The sequence below is a fragment of the Rhizobium sp. BT04 genome (assembly GCF_030053135.1).
In the GTDB taxonomy this organism is placed as follows: domain Bacteria; phylum Pseudomonadota; class Alphaproteobacteria; order Rhizobiales; family Rhizobiaceae; genus Rhizobium; species Rhizobium binxianense.
The window spans coordinates 68,975-90,396 of sequence record NZ_CP125647.1 but is presented as its reverse complement, the minus strand read 5'-3'; the positions used below and the strand labels follow the sequence as shown (position 1 = coordinate 90,396).

23 protein-coding genes are annotated in these 21,422 nt (G+C 62.1%); 8 read left to right on the top strand and 15 right to left on the bottom strand.

What is annotated here, in order from left to right; translation table 11 throughout:
* Positions 1-189: 189 nt before the first annotated feature.
* The 5 genes from QMO82_RS00505 to QMO82_RS00485 are packed head-to-tail and all read right to left on the bottom strand — an operon-like array spanning position 190 to position 4,051.
* Positions 190-1,026 carry an ABC transporter substrate-binding protein gene (locus tag QMO82_RS00505; RefSeq protein ID WP_183610286.1) on the bottom strand — a complete coding sequence of 279 codons (837 nt, stop codon included), beginning with the start codon at positions 1,024-1,026 and terminating at the stop codon, positions 190-192.
* Positions 1,027-1,057: 31 nt separating this feature from the next.
* Complete coding sequence (locus QMO82_RS00500) at positions 1,058-1,822, bottom strand: amino acid ABC transporter ATP-binding protein (protein ID WP_183610285.1); 765 nt, start codon at positions 1,820-1,822, stop codon at positions 1,058-1,060.
* Positions 1,819-2,577, bottom strand: a complete 759-nt coding sequence (locus QMO82_RS00495) for an amino acid ABC transporter permease (protein WP_183610284.1) — start codon at positions 2,575-2,577, stop codon at positions 1,819-1,821. The genes QMO82_RS00500 and QMO82_RS00495 overlap by 4 nt, the downstream gene beginning before the upstream one ends.
* Positions 2,574-3,281, bottom strand: a complete 708-nt coding sequence (locus QMO82_RS00490) for an amino acid ABC transporter permease (protein WP_126907786.1) — start codon at positions 3,279-3,281, stop codon at positions 2,574-2,576. Before QMO82_RS00490 ends, QMO82_RS00495 begins: the two co-directional genes overlap by 4 nt.
* The gene (locus QMO82_RS00485) at positions 3,278-4,051 is read right to left on the bottom strand and encodes an SDR family oxidoreductase (RefSeq protein WP_183610283.1); all 774 of its coding nucleotides are present in this window, start codon (positions 4,049-4,051) and stop codon (positions 3,278-3,280) included. Before QMO82_RS00485 ends, QMO82_RS00490 begins: the two co-directional genes overlap by 4 nt.
* A gap of 232 nt (positions 4,052-4,283) precedes the next feature.
* Between QMO82_RS00485 and nac the strand changes: the two genes are divergently transcribed.
* On the top strand, positions 4,284-5,189 hold the full coding sequence (gene nac / locus QMO82_RS00480; RefSeq protein WP_183610282.1) for a nitrogen assimilation transcriptional regulator NAC: 906 nt from the start codon (positions 4,284-4,286) through the stop codon (positions 5,187-5,189).
* A gap of 12 nt (positions 5,190-5,201) precedes the next feature.
* Here the strand turns inward: nac and QMO82_RS00475 are convergent, their stop codons facing one another.
* From QMO82_RS00475 to QMO82_RS00430, 10 genes are all read right to left on the bottom strand, one after another.
* Entirely contained in the window at positions 5,202-6,404 is a 1,203-nt protein-coding gene (locus tag QMO82_RS00475; protein ID WP_183610281.1) for a pyridoxal phosphate-dependent aminotransferase, read from the bottom strand.
* A 60-nt stretch (positions 6,405-6,464) separates the two neighbouring features.
* A complete protein-coding gene (locus QMO82_RS00470) occupies positions 6,465-7,232 on the bottom strand; it encodes a 5-oxoprolinase subunit PxpA (protein ID WP_183610280.1) in 768 nt (255 codons plus the stop codon).
* A 21-nt stretch (positions 7,233-7,253) separates the two neighbouring features.
* On the bottom strand, positions 7,254-8,249 hold the full coding sequence (locus QMO82_RS00465; RefSeq protein ID WP_183610279.1) for a biotin-dependent carboxyltransferase family protein: 996 nt from the start codon (positions 8,247-8,249) through the stop codon (positions 7,254-7,256).
* Complete coding sequence (gene pxpB / locus QMO82_RS00460; RefSeq protein ID WP_183610278.1) at positions 8,246-8,953, bottom strand: 5-oxoprolinase subunit PxpB; 708 nt, start codon at positions 8,951-8,953, stop codon at positions 8,246-8,248. Before pxpB ends, QMO82_RS00465 begins: the two co-directional genes overlap by 4 nt.
* Positions 8,950-9,372, bottom strand: a complete 423-nt coding sequence (locus QMO82_RS00455) for an acetyl-CoA carboxylase (RefSeq protein WP_183610277.1) — start codon at positions 9,370-9,372, stop codon at positions 8,950-8,952. Before QMO82_RS00455 ends, pxpB begins: the two co-directional genes overlap by 4 nt.
* Positions 9,369-10,763 (bottom strand): acetyl/propionyl/methylcrotonyl-CoA carboxylase subunit alpha, encoded by a 1,395-nt coding sequence (locus tag QMO82_RS00450; RefSeq protein ID WP_183610276.1) that lies wholly within the window; start codon positions 10,761-10,763, stop codon positions 9,369-9,371. The genes QMO82_RS00455 and QMO82_RS00450 overlap by 4 nt, the downstream gene beginning before the upstream one ends.
* Positions 10,763-11,194, bottom strand: a complete 432-nt coding sequence (locus QMO82_RS00445; protein WP_183610275.1) for an acetyl-CoA carboxylase biotin carboxyl carrier protein subunit — start codon at positions 11,192-11,194, stop codon at positions 10,763-10,765. Before QMO82_RS00445 ends, QMO82_RS00450 begins: the two co-directional genes overlap by 1 nt.
* A gap of 163 nt (positions 11,195-11,357) precedes the next feature.
* Entirely contained in the window at positions 11,358-11,648 is a 291-nt protein-coding gene (locus tag QMO82_RS00440) for a type II toxin-antitoxin system RelE/ParE family toxin (protein ID WP_183610274.1), read from the bottom strand.
* The gene (locus tag QMO82_RS00435) at positions 11,636-11,914 is read right to left on the bottom strand and encodes a CopG family ribbon-helix-helix protein (protein ID WP_183610273.1); all 279 of its coding nucleotides are present in this window, start codon (positions 11,912-11,914) and stop codon (positions 11,636-11,638) included. Before QMO82_RS00435 ends, QMO82_RS00440 begins: the two co-directional genes overlap by 13 nt.
* Before the next feature lie 208 nt (positions 11,915-12,122).
* Positions 12,123-13,193 carry a LacI family DNA-binding transcriptional regulator gene (locus QMO82_RS00430; protein ID WP_183610272.1) on the bottom strand — a complete coding sequence of 357 codons (1,071 nt, stop codon included), beginning with the start codon at positions 13,191-13,193 and terminating at the stop codon, positions 12,123-12,125.
* Between the two features lie 223 nt (positions 13,194-13,416).
* On the opposite strand from QMO82_RS00430, the gene QMO82_RS00425 reads away from it, so the two are divergent.
* From QMO82_RS00425 to ppk2, 7 genes are all read left to right on the top strand, one after another.
* On the top strand, positions 13,417-14,370 hold the full coding sequence (locus QMO82_RS00425; RefSeq protein WP_183610271.1) for a sugar phosphate isomerase/epimerase: 954 nt from the start codon (positions 13,417-13,419) through the stop codon (positions 14,368-14,370).
* A gap of 57 nt (positions 14,371-14,427) precedes the next feature.
* The gene (locus tag QMO82_RS00420) at positions 14,428-15,657 is read left to right on the top strand and encodes an ABC transporter substrate-binding protein (RefSeq protein ID WP_183610270.1); all 1,230 of its coding nucleotides are present in this window, start codon (positions 14,428-14,430) and stop codon (positions 15,655-15,657) included.
* 91 nt (positions 15,658-15,748) lie between these two features.
* The gene (locus tag QMO82_RS00415; RefSeq protein ID WP_183610269.1) at positions 15,749-16,636 is read left to right on the top strand and encodes a carbohydrate ABC transporter permease; all 888 of its coding nucleotides are present in this window, start codon (positions 15,749-15,751) and stop codon (positions 16,634-16,636) included.
* Positions 16,636-17,520, top strand: a complete 885-nt coding sequence (locus tag QMO82_RS00410; protein ID WP_183610268.1) for a carbohydrate ABC transporter permease — start codon at positions 16,636-16,638, stop codon at positions 17,518-17,520. Before QMO82_RS00415 ends, QMO82_RS00410 begins: the two co-directional genes overlap by 1 nt.
* A gap of 7 nt (positions 17,521-17,527) precedes the next feature.
* Positions 17,528-18,613: an ABC transporter ATP-binding protein gene (locus tag QMO82_RS00405; RefSeq protein ID WP_183610267.1), complete on the top strand. Its 1,086-nt coding sequence runs from the start codon at positions 17,528-17,530 to the stop codon at positions 18,611-18,613.
* Positions 18,614-18,697: 84 nt separating this feature from the next.
* Entirely contained in the window at positions 18,698-20,350 is a 1,653-nt protein-coding gene (locus QMO82_RS00400; protein WP_183610266.1) for a GMC oxidoreductase, read from the top strand.
* A gap of 131 nt (positions 20,351-20,481) precedes the next feature.
* Positions 20,482-21,396, top strand: a complete 915-nt coding sequence (gene ppk2, locus QMO82_RS00395) for a polyphosphate kinase 2 (protein WP_097620045.1) — start codon at positions 20,482-20,484, stop codon at positions 21,394-21,396.
* Positions 21,397-21,422: the final 26 nt, after the last annotated feature.

The window sequence follows — 21,422 nt, the reverse complement described above, 5'->3', positions numbered from 1 at the left end:
TCCCTTCGTTGGCCGACGGCGGGCATGTCCCGCCGTCTGATTTCATTTGGACATTGTTATCGGAGAACGCCGAGGTCCTAGATCCGGATGATTTTAGGCCGGTCGGCCTAAAATCTGAATCCGTATCTAGATCAAAGAATTAGAGCATGATGTCGTCCGAAAACCGCTCACATTTTTCGGCATCATGCTCTAGGGGATCGGGTCGAACTTCAGCTGCGCGAGCGGTACGACCTTGTCGGTGCGGGTCATCTTGTATTCGGTGCTGGGGCCGAGCCACTTGTCCCAGATCTTGTTGATCTCACCAGACTCGTCGAGCTTGTGGAGGATCTCGTTGATCTTGGCGGTCAGCGCCGGCTGGTCCTTGGCCATGCCGATGCCGATCGGCTGATAGAGCATCGGCTCCTCGATCATCCGCATTGGCTTGCCCTTGCTCTTCGATTCATTGACGAACTTGGTCGTCGTCATCGTGTTGGCGACCATGCCGCGCGCCTTGCCCTGCTGGACGGCGAGATAGGCAGAGGCGGTATCCTGGAAGGTCAGCGGGTCGGATTTGTTGAGCTTGATCGACATTTCCGAGGTCGAGCCCTTGGTCGAGGCGATGCGCTGGCCGGCAAAATCGGCCTTCGTCTTGCCGGCATCGTCCGCCGGCACGATCAGCATTTCCTTGGCGAGATAATAGGGATCGCTGAACTGGATCTGTTCGGCGCGGCTGAGCGTATAGGCAAGGTTGGCAACGGTGATGTCGACGCGGCCGAGCTTGACCTCAGGCACGCGGGCCTCGACCGAAACCGGCTTGATCTCGGCCTTGACGCCCAATTCCTTGGCGATGGCGCCGCACAGATCGACGTCGAAGCCGGCCATTTCGCGGGTCTTCGGATCAGGAGAAGCGAAAGGCGGAACGTCGGCAAACGTCGCGCAGCGCAGGGTTTTCGCCGACAGGATGGTGTCGAGCTGATCGGCTTTTGCGGGCACGGCGGCCGCCAGGCCGGCAAATGCGGCGGTGAGGGTCAGGTATTTCCAGTTCATTGCTGTTCTCCTTTGTTTTTGGTGGTTGGTATCAGTGCCGGAGATCAGCGAGGAAACGCTGAGCCCGGGGATGGCGCGGATTGCTGAAGAATTCCTCGGGGGTCGCCATTTCGATGATCTGGCCCGCATCGATGAACCAGATCCGATCCGCGACGTCGCGGGCAAAACCCATTTCGTGGGTGACGCAGAGCATAGTCATGCCTTCGGATGCCAGGCTCTTCATGACGGCCAGCACTTCGCCGACCATCTCGGGATCGAGCGCGCTCGTCGGTTCGTCGAAGAGCATCACCGGCGGTTCCATGGCAAGGGCACGGGCGATTGCCACCCGCTGCTGCTGGCCGCCCGACAGCTGACCGGGATAGGCTCGGGCCTTGTCGGCGAGGCCGACACGATCGAGGAGCTTGAGGGCCTTTTCATGCGCGACATCGGGCGCCACGCCCTTCACCCGGATCGGCGACATCGATACGTTTTCGGCGACCGAAAGATGCGGAAACAGGTTGAAGTTCTGGAAGACGAAGCCGATCCGGCTGCGCATCGCGTTAAGTTCGCCAGCCCGCATGGCGGCATGAATGTTTTGCCCGTCGAGCGTGATCGACCCGCTGTTGATCTCCTCGAGGCGATTGATCGTGCGGATCAGCGTCGACTTTCCCGAGCCGGACGGGCCGCAAATGACCACGACCTCGCCGCGCGCCACCTGCGCATCGATGTCCTTCAGGACCGGATAGTCGCCATAGCTCTTGCAGACCTGCGAAAGCCGGATCGTCTGTGTTTCCCGTGCTGAAACCGACATTGTCATAGCTGCTCCGATACGATTTTCGACGGCGTGACCACGGAGGCGGCAGGAAGGCCGGAAAGTCCTGCGCGCCGCCGCGTGATGCTGCGCTCGAGGCGATTTGCGAAGTAGGTGAGCGTCCAGCAGATGGCGAAGTAGACGATCGCCAGGATGAGGAAGACCTGGAAGGGTTGCGTCAGGAGCTGGTTGTTGACCTGGCTTGCCGCAAAGGTCAGGTCCGGCACGTTGATCACATAGCCGAGCGTCGTGTCCTTGATCGTCGAGACGAAGGTGGAGAGAATGCTCGGGATCATGTTGTAGAGCGCCTGCGGCAGGATGATGAAGCGCATTGCGCCCATATAGCCGTGGCCGAGCGCACGCGCCGCATCCATCTGGCCCGGTCCGAGTGCCACGATGCCCGCACGGACGACTTCGCTGAGAAACGCGCTCTGATAAACCACGAGCGTCGTCAGCATGGTGACGAAGCTCGGCACGTCGGCACCGGTCAAGAGCGGAACCAGGAAATAGCTCCACAGGATGAGCATCAAGAGCGGCACGCCCCTGGTGAAATAGACAAGCGCGGTGACAGGCCAGCGCAGCAGCGGCGACTTGGAGAGCCGCGCCAGCGCGAAGAGGATGCTGGCCGGAAAAGCCAGAGTGATGCTGAGCGCCGAAAGGATCAGCGTATTGGCGAGCCCGCCGAGCGGTCCGTTCGGATATTGGCCGATCAAGAGCAGCAGCCAGTAGTCGCGGACGATGGCGATCATGTCCTGGATCATGCGCGCGCACTCCTGGCGGGATCTGCGCGCATCGATAGATAGGCGCCGATGCTCATGATCACGAGCGAGAAGAAGAGGTAGAGAACCGTGCCGATCAGATAGATCTCGAAGGTGCGGAAGCTGAGGTTTTCGATTTCCTTGACGGCATGCGTCAGTTCCGACGCGCCGATGACGACGGCGAGACTGCTGTTCTTGAACAGGGAGACGCTGTGATTGATGAGCGGCGGCAGCGCGTTGCGCACGCCCTGCGGCATGATGACGAAACGCATCGCCGAGACGTAGCCATGGCCCAGCGCACGGGCCGCCTGCATCTGGCCGGGACCGACCGAGCGCACGCCCGAACGAAGATCCTCGCTGAAATAGGCTGCCTGGCAGAGCCCGAGCCCGATCACCGCAAAGATCGCCTCGGCATTGTGGCTCGCCAGCCATGTCGCGACCCCGTTCGGCATCAGGGTGAAAATCCCGAAATACCACAGCATGAGCTGAACCAGCGTCGGGACGTTGCGGTGGTAGGATACGTAAGCGGCGACCAACGGATCGCCGAAGCGAAAGGGCGACAGGCGTACGCACAGCAGCAGAAGTGCGAGCGCCATTGCCAGCGACCAGGACCCGGCATAGATGATGAAGGTCATTTCGATGCCATGCAGCAGCATGGCGGCATATTCCGGATTTCCCAGGATTGCCGAAAGGTCGAAACCGCTCACGGAGTTGGCTCCCCGGATGGATCTGTCTTCGGCTGCGGTCTTGCGGTCTGCAGGCCACCCATGACCTGCAGTGTCGGCGTGATCTCCATATGTCCGATGTTGACGGCGACCGGAGCCGATATGGCGAAGGCGATCGCGTCGGCGATATCGGCGGCCTGCGGCAGTTCGAAACCGTCGATGAACCGTTCCCGAATGCTGGGATCATTGCCGTGGACGTGATTGAAAATGTCCGTGGCGACCCGGCCGGGGCAGATTTCCGTGACCCGCACCCGCTTGCCGAAAGCGTCGATGCGCAGCTGGTTGGACAGCATGCTCACGCCTGCTTTGGTGGCGTGATAGGATGAGTTGCCGCCGAAATTATAGGCGCCGGCGATCGACGAGATGTTGATGACGTGGCCGCGGTCTCGCGCCACCATGCCCGGCACGACCAGGCGGCAGAGATGCAGAACCGCCCGGAGATTGACGTCGACGATGAGATCGATATCGCCCTCGTCGGCTTCCAGGAACTTTTTCGGCCGGTCGACGCCGGCATTGTTGACGAGAATGTCGAATTCCACCCGACGCGCGAGCGCGGCCATGGCCGGCCGATCGGTCACATCGATAGCGTGGGCGATGCAGCCCGTGCGCTCGGCCAGCCGCTGCAGCGCTTCGGCGCTGCGGGCAACGGCATGGACTTCGATGTTCTCCCGACGAAGCCGCTCAACCACGGCTGCGCCGATCCCGGAGGATGCGCCAGTCACCAGTGCGGTCTTGTAGTCGGAGAATGGCATTGTCGTTCCCTTGTTGTTGTTAGAGACAGTAGCGAAGCTTTAACCCCTTGCCTAAGACCGATTATCTCTGGAGCAATAAGCAACGGTTATGGAGCGGGTGCCCCCTGCTGAAGAAGAGAAAGCGGCGACGCCGGCATTCTCTCGCAGCCTCGTCTCAGACGGCCTCGCGTTGCAAAAGCAATGCGCGTCTGCAAACATGCAACTCGCAGATCAGAATGGTACCCCGATCCCCATGGACATCAGACGCCTCAAATCTTTCATCGTGATCGTCGACAGCGGCAGCATCACGCGAGCGGCGGATCTTTTGCATATCGCCCAGCCGGCTCTGAGCCAGCAGCTTGCGGCGCTGGAAGAGCATTTCGGCCACAAGCTGCTGATCCGCAGCCAGCAGGGCGTCAGCATGACGGATGCCGGACACGCGGTATATCGCCATGCGCAGATTATCCTCCGGCAGATGGAGCAGGCGCAAGCCGATGCATCGGCCGCCGGCAATTCGCTGGCCGGGCGCGTGTCCGTCGGCCTCGTGCCGTTCAGCAGCGCGGCGACCCTCTCGGTCGACCTGCTGGCGGAAACCCGCAAACGGCATCCCGGCATCCTGCTGCATCTGACCGAAAGCGTCGGACAGACCTATAGCCAGATGATCATGAACGGCCGGCTGGAGATGGCGCTTCTGCATGGCACTGGGCCGATCAAGGGCGTACGGTTCGAACCGATCCTCAGCGAAGAGTTTTTCCTGGTCGCCCACCGGGATTTTTCCATCGAAGCGGATGCGAAACCCGTTCCGGTCAACGCGCTTGACGGAATACCGCTGCTGTTGCCGCCGGCCTATAATTTCGTCCGCCGCGCGGTCGATACCGCCTTCACCCGCACCCGCACTAATTTGAAGGTCGTGGCGGAAGTCGAAATCGTCCGGACGCTGGCCCGCGCGGTCGGCAGCGGTCTCGGCGCGACCATCATGCCGAAAGCCATCGCCGATCGCATCGTCTCGGAATCGAGCGAGCCGCTGATCTGCCGGCTCGTCTCGCCTCGCATCGAGGAAACCCTGTCGCTTTGCGTTTCCGACCAGAACCCCCTGTCGGAACCGGCCCTTGCCGTCCGCGACATCCTTGTCGAGCTGACGGCGCGGCTGAAGGACTGAGGCGCCGCCCCTTCAGCGCATATCTTTACAGAAGTCAGCGATACGGGCGCAGCCCTCGCCAAGTTTTTCCATGCTTGTCGCGTACGAAATACGGAAGAAGGGGCTCATTCCGTAAGCCGCGCCTTGCACGGTCGCGACATGATGCTCGTCGACGAGCGCCATAACGAAATCGACATCGGTCTCGATCTTGCGCCCGCCCTTGCTGGTCTTGCCGATCAGCCCCGATATGTTGGGATAGATATAGAAGGCGCCTTCGGGCTTATGGCAGCGCAACCCTTCCACCTCAGACAATTTGTCGAGGACGAAATCGCGTCTTTCCCTGTAGATCGCGGCACGCTCCTTCAAGAGATCCTGAGGCCCGTCGAGGGCCGCGGTTGCGGCCGCCTGGGTGAGTGTGGCGATGCCGCCGCCATTCTGGCCGTTGACGTTGCTGACGGCCGAGATCAGATCTTTCGGCCCCGCGCAAAAACCGAGCCGCCAGCCGGTCATCGCGTAGGCCTTGGAGACGCCGTTCATCGTCAGGACGCGCTCATAGAGCCTGGGTTCGACTTCAGCGATGGTGCAGAACTGGAAGTCGTCATAGACCAGGTGTTCGTAGATGTCGTCGGTCATGATCCAGACATTGGGATGACGCAGCATGACCTCGGCGATGGCGGCCATCTCCGACCGGGAGCAGGCTGCCCCGGTCGGATTGTTCGGAAAATTCAGGAAGAGCCATTTGGTGCGCGGCGTGATCGCCGCCTCCAGATCCTCCGGACGCAGCTTGAAGCCGGCCTGCTCGTGGCAGGGAACGGCGACCGGGATGCCGCCGGCGAATTTGACGATGTCGGCATAGCTGACCCAGGAGGGCGTGGGAATGACGACCTCGTCACCCGGATTGCAGGTTGCCAGCATCGCATTGAAGATCACCTGCTTGCCGCCGCCCGACACAACGATCTGGCTGGCATCGTAGTCGAGATTGTTGTCCCGCTTGAACTTCCGGATGATCGCGGCTTTGAGCGCCGGTGTCCCGTCCATCGGCGGATATTTCGTATCGCCAGCAAGTGCCGCCGCATGGGCGGCCTCGATCGCGTGTGCCGGGGTGGGGAAATCCGGCTCGCCGGACGAAAGGCTGACGACCTTGATGCCTTTGGCGGCCAGTTCCCGGGCGCGCTGGGTCATGGCGGCGGATGCGGATATGGAGACGTTTTTCAGGCGGTCTGCGATGACGGACATCGACATGGTCCTTCGATGAGAGATTGAAGTGGGAAGACCGCCGCAGGCGATCGGGTTATGTCAGTCGGCGAGTTCGGCGGCAGGCGCGAGCGCCGCACCCGTGGCTTCGATCTCGCCGCGCACGATGCGGGCAAGCTCCAGCGCGCCGGGCGTGTCACTGTGGACGAGAATGGAACGCGCCGGCATCGCGATCACGGCGCCATCGATCGTCGTGACGGTTCCTTCGAGGAGGAATTGTCGTACGCGTGCGCGAACGGCGGCTTCATCCTTGACGAGGGCGCCAGCGAGCCCGCGGGCGACAAGTCTGCCCTCGGCGTCATAAGCCCGGTCCGCAAGGAAAAGCGCCAGCGTCTTCAAGCGCGCGCGTTTGGCCGCCTGCTGGATCTCGCTGCCTGACGTGACGAAGACGACCAGATTGGCGTCGACGGTGGCGATCGCATCCATCATCAGGTCGGCGAGCACAGGATCGCGATTGACCATATTGCCCATGGCCGCATGGAAGCTGATATGAGAGACGGTGACCCGCTCGGCTCTGGCGATCGCCATCAACGCGCCGAGCTGGTAGAGCATCTGCTGGCGAAGCTCGTCCGCCGGAAACGGTATTTCCCGCCGGCCGAAGCCGAGCCGATCGGGCAGGCCGGGATGCGCGCCGATGCCGACGCCATTCTGTTTTGCCAGCCGCACCATGCGCCCCATCGTATCCGGGTCGCCGCCGTGGAAACCGCAGGCGATATTGGCCGACGAGACAATTTTCATCATCGATTCGTCGTCGCACAGCCGGTAGGGACCAAATCCTTCGCCCATGTCGGAATTCAGATCGATTTTCATCAGTTCCTCCTTTCGATGGCCTTAAGCCATCGCCTTCAGGGCGCGTTTGACCATCCCGGATGTCTGCCTGACGTCTTCGACATAGCGGGCGACAGCCTGTTCAACCCTGCGCGCCTCCGCATGCGTCGAGCGAACGAATTTCAGGCGGGTGCCGATGCGGGCCTGCCCGAGCCGCCAGAGATCGCACTCGATCACGCCGGCAATCTTCGGGTATCCGCCGGCAGTGTTTGCATCGCTCATCTGTACGATCGGCTCGCCGCCGGGCGGAACCTGGATGACGCCGGGCACGACGCCGTGGGAGCGCATCTCGATCGATGCGGTCGGTGTGATCGGCTCGCCGGACAGACGGTAGCCCGTGCGGTCGCTTCGCGAGGAAATCTTCCAGGTCTGGCTCCAGAAGGCTTCGCCGTCTCCAGCAAAAAGATCGTGCTCGCCGGCCGGCAGGGCGCGGATCGGCAGCGTGCCGTCGACGGGCGCCGGGAAGACCTCGCGCAGTGCCACGGTCGGCTCGACGACGGCGAGGCCCGTGGGCGGTAGCATGGCCATCTCCAAGTCCTCGCCGACTGCAATCCGATCGCCCTTCGCCAGAGGCCGGCCGTCATTGCCGCCGAAGCCGCCGCGCAGCGACGTGCTTCGCGACCCCATGACCACGGGAATATCCAGCCCGCCTCCGACCGAAATATAGGCCCGCGCCAGCCGTGGGGGCTGCTGCAGCTGGAGAATCTGTCCGGGCTCCGCCGTATAGGCGCACCAGGGAATGAGTTCCGATCCGTCGAGACTGACATGGCCGTCGGCGCCGGTCACGGCAAAGACGGTGCGCCGCTCGAAACGCAGCCTCAACGGAAAGGTCTGCACCTCGATCACCGCCGCATTTTCGTCATTGCCGACGAGAATATTGCCGATCCTCACCGCAAGCGGATCCATGGCGCCGCTCGCCGATACGCCAATGTCGCGATAGCCGGGGCGTCCCAGATCCTGCACCGTGTTGAAAGGGCCGCTTTCCAAGATTTCGATCATAGCTCGATCCTTGCCGGCAGGAACCGCACCGTATCTCCCGGCGCCATCAGCGCGGGGGTCGGCGAAGTTGGGTCGAACATCTGCAGTGATGCGAAGCCGATGGAATTCCAGCCGTTGGGGCCGGTCAGCATGGCGACGCCGGTCTGCATGCCGCCGATGGTCACGCAGCCCTTCGGCATCTTCAGCGACGGCACAGTTTTTCGCGGCATGTAGATGCGCGGATCGAGGCCATGCAGATAACCGAAACCCGGCGCGCTGCCCAAGGCGAAGACACGATAGGTGGCTTCATGATGGATGCGGACGACCTCGCGGTCGCTGAGCCCCGAGAGATCGCAAAGGGCGGGAAGATCGGTCGCATGTTCGCCGCCGTAATGGACGGGGATCTCGATGGTCTTGCCGTTGAGATTGATGCTCTGGGCGTTCTCCCATGCCTCCAGCAGCCGGGCGACCACCGCATCGGGATCTTCGGGCGTCTCCTTGAAGATCACCAGCAGGTTGGTCATCCCCGGAATGTTTTCGGCAAGGTCCGTCCAGCCCTTCACCGTCTGGGACAGCGCCCAGATCCGCCGTTGCGCGATGAGATCGAAATCGCCTGGCGCCTCGAGCAGAAAGGATCTGGCGCCGATCGCGGAAACCCGCGCCCGGCTTTGGGTAGCCGGAACGATTTCGCGTCCCGAGGCATGTCTGTTCGTCGTGGCGATCATGATGGCAGCTCGATTTCGAACAGAGGGTCGCCGAAGCCGACCAGGGCGCCGGGCTCGGCAAGCAGCTTGGTCAAAACACCCGAACGGCCGGCGCAAAGGGGAAGCAGGACATGCCCTACCCTGACGAAACCGAGGATATCGGCGTCGGATACGGAGCGCGGCAGATTTCCGGATACGGCCGGGGCGGCCGGATATGCGGCGCAGAAATGTCCGGCAACCGGCGCCTTCACGACCGCCGATGTGGGGCCTGGAGCGCGGCCTGCGGCTTCGTGCGCGCCGATCCGGGCGCCCTCCCCCGAAACGACGATGCGAAGCTGTCCGTCCGGCCGGGAGATCTCGAGGCCCTCCACTCCGGCAGCCGTCAGCGCGTCGGTGAGGAACGCAATGGTTGTGGGATCGCTGAAATCGATCGCGCTCACGCCGCCGCCCTCCGCAGCTTCAGCCATTGCTCGAGATAGTGGATGTCGGTCTGGCCGCGCGCGAAGGCGTGATCCTCGAACAGGGCGCGCAGGAAGGGGATGTTGGTGGCGATGCCCTCGATCTCGGTGCCGGCAAGCGCCTCGCACATTTTGGCCATCGCTTTCGCCCGCGTCGGCGCGTGGACGATCAGCTTGGCGATCAGCGAGTCGTAATAGGGCGAAACCCTGTAGCCGGCATGAATATGCGTATCGACGCGGATGCCCGGCCCCTGCGGCAAAGCCAGATGGGTGACGACCCCTGCCGACGGCAGGAAGGTGTCGGGATCCTCGGCATTGATGCGGCATTCGAAAGAGTGGCCTTCGCAGGTCACCTCGCCCTGGATGAGGTTCAGAACGTCACCCTGGGCTGCTTTTATCTGCGCCTGGACGATATCCACCCCGCTCGTCAGCTCGGTGACGGGATGCTCGACCTGAAGCCGCGTGTTCATTTCGATGAAATAGAAGGCGCCGTCCTCATAGAGGAATTCGAACGTGCCGACGCCGCGGTAGCCGTTCTGGCGGCAGGCCTCTACGCAAGCCATGCCGACCGGTTGGATGATATCGGGCGCGATCCCGGGCGCCGGCGCCTCTTCCACCACTTTCTGATGGCGGCGCTGCATCGAGCAATCCCGGTGACCCAGCCACACGGCATTGCCGTGGTCGTCGCAAATGACCTGAATCTCGACATGGCGCGGATGCTGGAGGAATTTCTCCATATAGAGCGAGGGCGAGCCGAAGGCCTTGCGCGCCTCTTCCCGTGTCAGCGCGATCGCTTCATGCAACTGGCCGGCCTCTAGCACGACGCGCATGCCACGCCCGCCACCGCCTCCTGACGCCTTGACGATGACGGGATAGCCGATCTCCCGTGCGATGCGCTCGACCGATGCCGGGTCGTCGGGTAGCGCGCTATCCGGGCCGGGAACGCAGGGGACGCCGGCCGCCATCATCGCCCGCTTTGCCGCGATCTTGTCGCCCATGGTCGCGATCGATGACGCCGTCGGGCCGATGAAGACCAGCCCGGCCTTTTCAACCGCGCCGGCGAATGCGGCGTTTTCCGACAGAAAACCGTAGCCGGGATGGATGGCGCCCGCGCCGGTCAGGCGGGCGGCGAGAAGAATGGCATCCTGATTGAGGTAGCTCTTGCCCGCAGTCGACGGACCGATGCAGAGAAAACTGTCTGCGGTCTTGATATAGGGCGCTTGCCTGTCCGCCTCGGAGCAGATGGCAACCGTCTTCAGGCCGAGTTCGCGGCAGGCGCGCTGAATCCGGGCGGCGATCTCGCCGCGATTGGCGATGAGGACGGTATCGAAACGGCGCCCTGCGGCAGCGAAATGTTCTGGCGTCTCCGGCATCAGGCGATCTCCGCCAGCAGGTCACCGGTCTCGACCTCGCCATTGTCGATATCGGTCAGGTGCGTGATGCGCCCGGACCGCGGCGCGGCGATCGTGTTGAAGACCTTCATTGCCTCGATGATGAAGAGGGTTTGCCCTTCCTCCACCGCGTCACCGATCGCGACGAATGGCGGCTCGCCGGGCGCCGGGGCCTTGTGCAGCACGCCGAAGACGGGCGCCTTCACCGCATGGGAGGTTTTCTCAACGCTCGAAGGCGCATCGGTGACGGGGCTTGTCGTCGATTCCGGCTTTTGCGAGGGCTCGGCAACAGCTGCCTCTCCCGGCGAGGTGCGGAAAATCCGCACCGTCACGTCCTTTTCCGTCACGGTCAGCTCGGTAATGTTCGATCGTCCGACAAAGTCGATCAGCGTCTTGATCTTCGAGAGGTCCATGTGCGTGCTCGGAATTTCAGAATTCCACCGCGCAGACCTGATATTTCAAGTCGCTCGGTGTTGTGATTTTTCGTAGCACGATGCGTCGATTGATGGGGTCAGACGAAGTTTTGATGGAGCGCAATCGGCCTGCGGGAACCTATCGTCGGCGATGGCGTCCGTGTCAGAACCCTGCTTCCTTCTGATGCCGTACGGCGAGGATCGTCAAAATGGCGCCATCAATACGATAACGGGCGACGTATCCACTATCTCCAAAATCGATGAGCAACTCCCGGTATTGCTCAGGCAAGTCCTCGATGAGGCGTCCAATATGGGGATGTGCGCCGAGGACTCTCAAGCCGTTGAGGATAGTTTCGGCTGCTCGCTTCGCGGCCGATGGGTTTTTCAGCCGTAAGAACTCCCGGAGCCGCTCAAGGTCGCGGATTGCGGCGGGGGAGAAGACTACTTGTAGCATTCGGGTGCGGACAATTCCTCGTCAGTTCCCCAAGTCGAAAGCCATTTTTCGACCTCGGCGCCCGTGACATGCAGTCCCGTCGCTTTAAATTCATTCCAGGCGTCAAGCGTCTCCTGCCGCAGTGCCTCGCGCTTCTCTTCGCGCTCAACATATTGCGCGATAGCTTCACGCATGATCCAGTGGGACGAGCGGCGGCGAGCTTCGGCCAGTTGCTGAACGCGGCCCTTTAGCTCATCATCGAGCTTGAGCGAGGTTGGCGATGCCATCAGACCTCCTTAGTTAAAGGTATTACCTAGCGCTAACTTATGCTTACCCGCGGTGTTTGTCTATGAATGCGTTCAACGAACGCACAATGCTTTTCTGACGGATCATGGCCGTTACGAGGCTTTCCGACCGTGAACTAAAGGGTCGGTGACATCATTGACCGCGGCAAGCGTTCCCATGTCCCCCTGTGCGTAGCCGGTCCCGGCATCGTCAATTCTTCGGAGCAGCGATGCTCTCCCGCAAGATCAGGCTGCTGCGGATGACGGTGCGAACCGCCGCCGTATTCTGCCTCTGGCCAATGGCGTCGAGCAGGAGATCCACCGCCGCGCGCCCCATCTCTTCCACCGGCTGCTTGATCGTCGAGAGCGGCGGAGAGCAGAATTCGCAGACGGGGGAGCCGTCGAAGGAGACGACGGACACGTCACCGGGAATGCTTAGGCCCGTTCGCTGGATACGGCTGACAAAAGAAATGGCCATGTCGTCGCTGGTCGCGATGACTGCTGTCGGTTTCTCAGTCAACTCGGCGAAATCTTCCGCCGCCTGGACACCAATGTCGAAGCCGTGCTGATAATCGAGATGGCCACCCGAGCGATGCACCGAGTCCTCGGACAATCCTGCCGCCTCGAGCGCCTCGAGCACGCCGCCGTAACGCTCGACATCGTGATAATTGCCTTCGGGCCCTGCAAGATAGAAGAACCGTCGATGACCCAATCGGATCAGTTCGGCCGCGACGTCGCGCACGGCTTCGCGGTCGTTCGTAACGACGCTCTGCAGGCCGGCATCGCTCATGTCGAGCAGCATCGACACGATCGGCAGACCGGAATTGGCCAGCGAACGCCCGTCAACCTCCGGAAGCTTCGACGACAGGATGATGGCTCCACGCACGCTGCCGCCGAAAGCGAGGTCGAGAATATGTCGTTCGGAAGTCTCGTCGCGATCGAGGTTGGCGATCATCAGGTTGTAGCCGCCCTGGATCAGCGACTTGTTGATACTCTGCAGCACCTGCGGAATGACCTGGGAAGCTCCATAGTAGAGCGATCCCGGCAGAATGATCATGATGATGTTGGATTTGCCGACCCTGAGACCGCGCGCCATCGCGTTGGGGGTGTAGCCCAGTTGCCTCGCCGCGGCATTGATCTTGGCGCGCGTCTTCTCGTTGACCCGTCCGGGATTGGCAAGCGCCCGGCTGACTGTCGATATCGCCACACCGGCGAGCCGCGCGACGTCGGCCATCAAGGCGCCTGACTGATCCTCTCCCGCCACATCCTTGTTTTTGTTCACTTTTACTTCTCTCTCCCGGATGCTCCGATTTGCAACTTTAAGGCAGGCGGCAATTTATAGCAAACGTTTGCCAAAAATCGCTTGCTTAAAAAACCAGCTTGATTATCATCTAGGCATGGCAAACGATTGCCATTCCTTAATGCGTTGAAAATCCATGGCTTATTGGATGCGGAACTCTCCTTTTCGCACGCGGGTAGGTCATGCCTTGAGAAATGGATAGGTTATGGCCACCGGCGACAGGCTGCGCTTCGGCGTCGATCTCGTGACACTCTTCCATCCCGGCTTCTGGGGCGTCGACAGCCATGATGCGATCATCGATCATGCACGCGCCGAGCCGCGCGCCTTCTGGGACAAGATCCTCGACAGCGTCCAGGCCTCGGGCGTTACCGGCGTCGAACTGACCTTCTCTCCCTTCAACTGGCAGGACGCCATCAAGACCTATGGTTCCATCGACGCCTTCGCCGCCGAACTGGCAAGACGCGGCCTGACGCTGTGCAGCGGTTTCTTCGCGGAGCTGGAGGCGGCGGGCGATTTCGCCGAGCCCGAGGCCCAGCGCGCGCTGATCGACAAGGCGGAGCGTTATGCCGACTTCCTGAAAGCCTGCGGCAGCGACATCATGGTGATCGGCGCTCCGCTTCGCCAGACGCTCGGCGCCCAGCCGGTGCAGTTCCATGACTTCGATCGTGCCAAGGTGATTGCCGATTTTCTGAACCGGCTCGGCGCGACCCTCTATGCCAGGGGCGTGCGGCTTGCGCTGCACACCGAGGCGCACTCGATCTTTGCCGCCGCGCGCGACGTCGATCTGATGATGATGCTCACCGATCCGGCCTATGTGCACATGTGCCCGGACACCGCTCACATCATCGTTGCCGGCTCCGATCCCGTCCAGCTCGTCGATCGCCATCACGAGCGTATGATCATCGCCCACTGGAAGGATGCGATCGGCCCGATGCCCGCCGACACGCCGATCGACAAGCACATCCACGAACGCCACCAGCCCTATTTCTGCGGCTTCGGCCTCGGGCGGGTCGACTGGCCGGCCTGGATCCGGCTGCTGCGCGACCGGGCCTATGAAGGCTGGGCGATCCTCGAACTCGATGCCGCGCCGGATCCCGTCCGCGACATCGCCAACGGGCTCACGCTCGTCCGGCAGGCGCTCCTGCCGATCTATCGCTGATATTATTCCGAAGACAACAAACGCCCCGCCAAGAGGGCATTTTCAAGAGGTGGAACAATGAAGACCATGATGAAGCTTTTTCTTGCCGGTGTCGCATTCGCCGGTCTTTTTGCCTCGGCGCATGCCGAGGACAAGCCGACGATCGAGATCATGTCGTCCTGGACGTCCGGCGGCGAAGCCGCCGCGCTCAACGTCATCAAGACCGAGTTCGAAAAGCGCGGCGGCGTCTGGAAGGATTCCTCGATCGCCGGGTTCGGCGCAGCCGATGCCGCCTTCCAGAACCGTATCGTCGCCGGTGACGCGCCCGGCGCCAAGCAGGGCGTCATCGGCCTCGCCGCCGCCGATTTCGTCAGCCAGGGCCTGTTCAATCCGATCGACGACGTCGCCGCTGCCGGCAAATGGGCCGACGCCCTGCCGAAATCGATCCATGATCTCATTTCCTATGACGGCAAGGTTTATCTCGCTCCGACAGGCGCCCATGGTGAAAGCTGGGTCTTCTATTCCAAAGAAGCCTTCGGCAAGGCGGGCATCGCGCAAGAGCCCAAGACCTGGGACGAGTTCTTCGCCGATCTCGACAAGTTGAAGGCTGCCGGGATCATTCCGGTCGCTTGGGGCGGCCAGCCTTGGCAGCAGACCAAGGTCTTCAACATGATCCTGCTCTCGCAGGTCGGCATCGACGGTTTCCTGAAGATCTATGTCGACAAGGATAAGAGCCAGGCATCCGTCGACGGCGTGAAGAAGACCCTCGAAATTCTCGGCAAGCTGCGCGGTTATGTCGACGCGGGTGCCGCCGGCCGCAACTGGAATGACGCGACCGCCATGCTGATCACCGCCAAGGCCGGCGTGCAGTTCATGGGCGACTGGGCAAAGGGGGAATTTACCGTCGCCGGTAAGGAGCCGGGCAAGGATTATGGCTGCATGATCGCGCCGGAGTCGAAGGGCATGGTCTATATCGCCGACGCCCTCTGGTTCCCGAAGACCGGCAATGCCGCGACCGACAAGGCGCAGAAACTTCTCGCCGAAGTCGTCATGGACCCGGCCATCCAGGTCGAATTCGCCCTCAAGAAGGGCTCGGTTCCGATGCGCACCGACGTCGACAAGTCGAAGCTGGATGTCTGTGCCCAGAAGGGCGCCGAACTGATGAGCGCCGGCGCCATCGTGCCGGACCAGGCGATCGTGCTGACGCCCCAGCAGGTCGGCGCGCTTGACGATTTCGTCGACGAATACTGGAGCGGCTCGAATGATGCAGGTGCTGCGGCCGGAAACTTCTTCGCCATCTTCGAGTAGGATAGTGCCTGTGGCGTCGGCCTGATCCGACGCCACAGCCGCCGCATCGTACGGCGGCGCAAGCCCTGCTTTCCCGTCAACGAGCTGGCCGATGTCCATCAAACGCAAGCCCAATCTTTCCGCCACCATCGCCCTGCTGCCGACTTGGTTCGTCGCGGTCGTGGTCTTCATCGGTACCATGGCCTGGTCGATCCGCCTGTCCTTTACCAATTCGACGCTCTTTCCGTCCTCGACCTATGTCGGCTTCGCGCAATATTCGAAGCTCTTTTCTTCCGCCAAATGGCTGGCATCGCTGCAAAACGTGCTGATCTTCGGCGTTCTTTACGTCGCGGGCTGCCTGCTGCTCGGCTTCCTGCTGGCCGCGGCACTCGACCGTAAGATCCGATTCGAAAGCGCCTTCAGGACCATATTCCTCTATCCCTACGCCATGTCCTTCGTGGTGACCGGGTTGATCTGGCAATGGATGCTCAATCCGACGCTCGGCATCCAGGCAAGCGTGCGCTCGCTCGGCTGGGAAAGCTTCGTCCTCGACTGGGTGGTCAATCGCGACATGGCGATCTATGCGCTGGTGCTTGCCGGCGTCTGGCAGGGTGCGGGGCTCGTCATGGTCATTGCACTCGCCGGCATGCGCGGCATCGAGGCCGAGCAATGGAAGGCGGCGCGGATCGACGGCATTCCCGTCTGGCGGATCTATGTCTCGATCATCCTGCCGCAGCTCGGACCGGCGCTGGCCGCGGCCGGCATGCTGCTCGCCATGGGCGTGATCAAGACCTATGACATCGTCGTCGCCATGACCAATGGCGGCCCCGGCAATGCGACGGAAGTGCCGGCGAAATTCATCATGGACAATCTGTTCGGGCGCCAGAACCTCGGCCTCGCCACAGCCGGCGCGACGGTGCTTGTTCTCGGCGTGATCGTCGCCGTCGCCCCCTTCCGCTATGCGATGCACATGCGTGACCAAGCAAAGAGAGCCGCGTGATGGCCGATCCTCATCCGAACGGCCCGAAGCCGGCACAGATCACCGCCGGGCGCATCGGCCTCTATGCCTTCCTTGTCGTCGCAGCGCTGTTCTTCCTCCTGCCGCTCTACACTATGGTCGTCACCTCGCTGAAGTCCATGGACGAAATCCGGCTCGGGCAGATCTTCGCCTTGCCGACGACGCTCGATTTCTCCGCCTGGGTGACCGCTTGGTCGGGCGCCTGCATGGGAACCGTCTGCGTCGGCATTCGCAGCGGTTTCTGGAATTCGGTGGCGATCACCATGCCCTCGGTCGCGCTCTCGGTTTTCGCAGGCGCCGTCAACGGCTATGCTCTGTCGCTGTGGCGCCCGCGCGGGGCAAACCTGCTCTTCGGCCTGCTGATGGCCGGCGGCCTCATCCCCTACCAGATCTTCCTCTATCCGATGGTCCGGGCGATGGCGAATATCGATCTCTACAATTCGCTGCCCGGTATCATCCTCGTCCATGTCATCTTCGGCCTGCCGCTGGTGACGCTGCTCTTCCGCAACTATTTCGTCAGCGTCCCGGAGGAGCTCTGCAAGGCGGCACGCGTCGACGGCGCCGGCTTCTGGCGCATCTTTTTCGAGATCATGCTGCCGATTGCCGTGCCGATGGTCGTGGTGGTCTCCATGCTGCAATTCACCGGCATCTGGAACGACTTCCTGCTCGGTCTCGTCTTTGCCGGGCGCGACAACCTGCCGATGACCGTGCAGCTCAACAATATCGTCAACACCACGATGGGCGAGCGTACCTACAATGTGAACATGGCGGCCACGATCCTGACCGCCATCGTTCCGCTTGCCATCTATTTCCTGTCCGGCCGCTGGTTCGTGCGCGGCATCGCGGCCGGCGCAGTCAAGGGGTAACGCTTCCATGCAATCTGCCGTCTCTGTCAAGGACCTGAAGATCGCCTATGGTGACCATACGGTGATCGAGAAGATGTCGATCGACATCGCACCGCGCGAGTTCCTGGTGCTCCTCGGCCCTTCCGGCTGCGGCAAGTCCACGCTTTTGAACGCCATTGCCGGCCTGCAGGACATTACATCGGGCGAGGTCTGGATCTCGGGCAAGAATGTCAGCTGGGAGGAGCCGAAAGACCGGGGCATCGGCATGGTCTTCCAGTCCTACGCGCTCTATCCCCGCATGTCGGTGCGCAAGAACCTTTCCTTCGGTCTGCGCGTCGCCGGTCTGCCGAAGGCCGAGATCGAGGCCCGTGTCGCCCGCACAGCTGCCCTTCTCCAGCTCGACAAGCTGCTCGATAGGCGCCCTGCCGAACTATCGGGCGGCCAGCGCCAGCGCGTCGCCATCGGCCGGGCGCTGGTGCGCAAAGTCGATGTCTTCCTGTTCGACGAACCGCTGTCGAACCTCGACGCCAAACTGCGCAACGAATTGCGCGTCGAGATCAAGAAGCTGCACCAGCGCCTCGGCAACACGATGATCTACGTCACCCACGATCAGGTCGAGGCCCTCACCCTTGCCGATCGTATCGCCATCATGCGCGACGGTGTGATCCAGCAGCTCGCCTCGCCGGCCGAGATCTACCGCCGCCCGGCCAACCTCTTCGTTGCCGGCTTCATTGGCGCTCCGGCCATGAATTTCATCGAGGGCCGGATCGAGCGCGGCGACGGGGCGGCGCCCGTCTTCCGGGGTAACGGGCTGAGCATCGATCTCTCCAATTATTCCTTCCGTGCAGTCGCGGCGGAAGGTCCTGCTACCCTTGGCTTTCGCCCGGAACACCTTGCGCTCGATGGAGCTGCGAGCGGCCTGCCCATCATTCCGGGCCGCGTTTCCGTCGTCGAGCCGATGGGTTCGGATGCTGTTGTCTGGTTCGACTGGGCGGACCAAAGCCTCTCGCTCCGGCTGATGGGTGACGTGGCCCTTGAGCCCGGCGATGTTCTGACTCCCGGGCTCGATATCGCCAAGGCCTCCCTCTTCGGCGCTGACGGATCGCGGCTGTGACGCGCCGTCCCTTTGTTTTCCCGCAATTCCGGGTGCATTTCGCGCCGTTTTGAGGATTGCTCCAGGACAGGATTTGAAAAAGACATGTCTGAGATCGTCTATGATGCGCTGGTGATCGGCTCCGGCGCGGCGGGTTCATTTGCGGTAAAAGAACTGACGGCACAGGGACTGTCGGTGCTGCTGCTCGAGGCCGGTCCCGCCGTCGGGCCGAGGGATTTCGACCCGGCCCGTAAGAAGGCGCCGGCAAGCAGCATCAATATCTGGGAGCGTGCGTGGGCCACCCTCAAGGGCCAGCCGATCCAGGCGCGCGCGGCTTTTTTTTCCGAGCGCTTCAGCCACTTCTTCGTCAATGACCGCAAGAACCCCTATACGACGCCGAAGGGCGAACCCTTCCTCTGGATCCGCGGCCGCCAGGGCGGCGGGCGCCTCCACAGTTTCGGCCGCGTGCTGCTGCGCTGGACCGACGACGATTTCAAGATCCGCTCGCGCCTGGGAAAGGGCGAGGACTGGCCGATCTCCTATGACGAACTGGCGCCTTTCTACGACGAGGTGGAGGCCTATCTCGGGCTCTACGGCAATACGGATAACGTCGCCACGCTGCCGGACGGCGTCTATGCGAAACCGGCAAACCTGACGCCGGCCGAACAAATCTTCAAGCAGGCGGTGGAAAGCCGATGGCCGGAACGCAACGTCGTCTCCTGGCGTTATATCGCGCCCGACGCCGACCGCATGCCGCGGCCGCTGCGCGAAGCCAAGGCCAGCGGCCGGCTGGCCGTCCGCTACGATGCCGTCGTTCGCCGTATCACCACTGATGAGAAGACCGGCCGCGCCACCGGCGCGGAGTTCATCGATCGCAACACGGGCGAGGTATCGACGGTGCGCGCCGCGACGGTGGTGCTTTCGGCCTCGCCGATCGAGAGCGTGCGGCTTCTGCTGAATTCGGCGTCGGCGAAACATCCTGATGGGCTCGGCAACAACTCGGGCGTCCTCGGCCGCTATTTCATGGACCAGCTTCCATGCCTCGCCTTCGGTTCCTTTTCGAAGGCGAAGGGCTGGGCGGCGGACGAGTCCGCGCCGACCGATCCGTTCTACAATCCATCGGGCGGGATCTTCATTCCCCGCTTCGGCGAGGAGGATGTCGACCGCGGCGATTTCGATTACCAGGGTAGCGTCGGCCGTGCGCCGGTCTCCGGGGAGACCGATGCGCGTCTCGCTTTCTTCGGCTTCGGCCGCATGCTGCCCTATGCCGACAATCGTATCACGCTGGATGCCAGGCGCAGGGATGCCTGGAACATTCCCGTGCCGCATATCCGTTGCGTCATGCAGGAGGAGGAGCAGACGCTGCTCAGAAAGCAGGAAGAAACGCTGATTGCGATGATCAGGGAGGTCGGCGGCGAGCTCGAATTCATCGGTTCGCCGACCGGCCTCAAGGAGATGGGCAAGGGCGCCTTCCCCGACGCCGATGCCTTCAGCCGCTTCATGTTCCGCACATGGTTTCGCAAGACGATGTGCATGGGCGCGGCCATCCATGAGACGGGCGGTGCCCGCATGGGCGAAACCCAGGAGGCTTCGGTGCTCAATCCCTATAACCAGGTCTGGGATGCTCCGAACCTCATCGTCACGGACGCCAGCGCCTTCCCCGGCAGCGGTATCGCCGGCACGACGCTCACCGTCATGGCCCTGACAATCCGCGCCTGCCGGAACCTTGTCCAGCAGTACCGAGCAGGGCAGCTGTAGGCGCGCTCATCCTGCTTCTGCCGAGCGCGGGGAACGAGAGGCGCGAGTAGCCGTTTTGGTCTTCTATGCGTGGTCGTCACACAAACTTCGCACGGACATGCTCCTGTCAAAAAAAGCAGAAGGAAAAGGCCATGTCGCAATCACATCAGGACCAGCTCAACCGGATAAAGGCCGAAATCGCCGACAGCTTCGATGAGGAGCTGGAAATGCAGATGGAAGAAGATCGCTTGGACGATCTGGTCGCTGAAGGAATGTCGGAACCGGCCGAGCAGACGCTTGAGCGGAAGATCTACTTCCGGGAACTTTTCAGGCTGCAGCATGAGTTGGTGCGGCTGCAGGATTGGGTTCAGCATAAGCAGTTGAAGGTGGTGGTGCTGTTCGAAGGCCGCGACTCGGCCGGCAAAGGCGGCGCGATCAAGCGCGTCACCCAAAGGCTCAATCCGCGCGTCTGCCGCACCGTCGCGCTGCCTGCCCCGACCGAGCGGGAGCGCCATCAATGGTATTTCCAGCGTTATGTCCCGCATCTTCCCACAGCCGGCGAAATGGTGCTCTTCGACCGAAGCTGGTACAACCGCGCCGGTGTCGAGCGGGTGATGGGGTTCTGCACCCCTGATGAACTCGAGGAGTTCTTCCGCTCGGTGCCTGAATTCGAGCGCATGCTGGTCCGTTCCGGAATCGTGCTGATCAAATACTGGTTTTCGATCACCGACGAGGAACAGGAATTCCGCTTCAAGATGCGCATCCACGATCCGCTGAAGCAATGGAAGCTTTCACCGATGGATATGGAAAGCCGTGTCCATTGGGAGGAATATACCAAGGCCAAGGAAGAAATGCTGGCGCGCACGCACACCAAGGAAGCGCCTTGGTGGGTGGTACAGGCGGTGGACAAGAAGCGGGCGCGGCTGAATTGCATCGCCCATCTTCTTGAGCAGATTCCGTACGAGGATGTTCCGAAGCCGGAGATCGAGCTGCCGGACCGTATCCGTCATGCCGATTACAACAGGGCGCCGGTTCCGCCTGAAATGCACGTGCCGGAGCGCTATTGAAAGCGCGGCCTTGGCCAGTCCTCTGG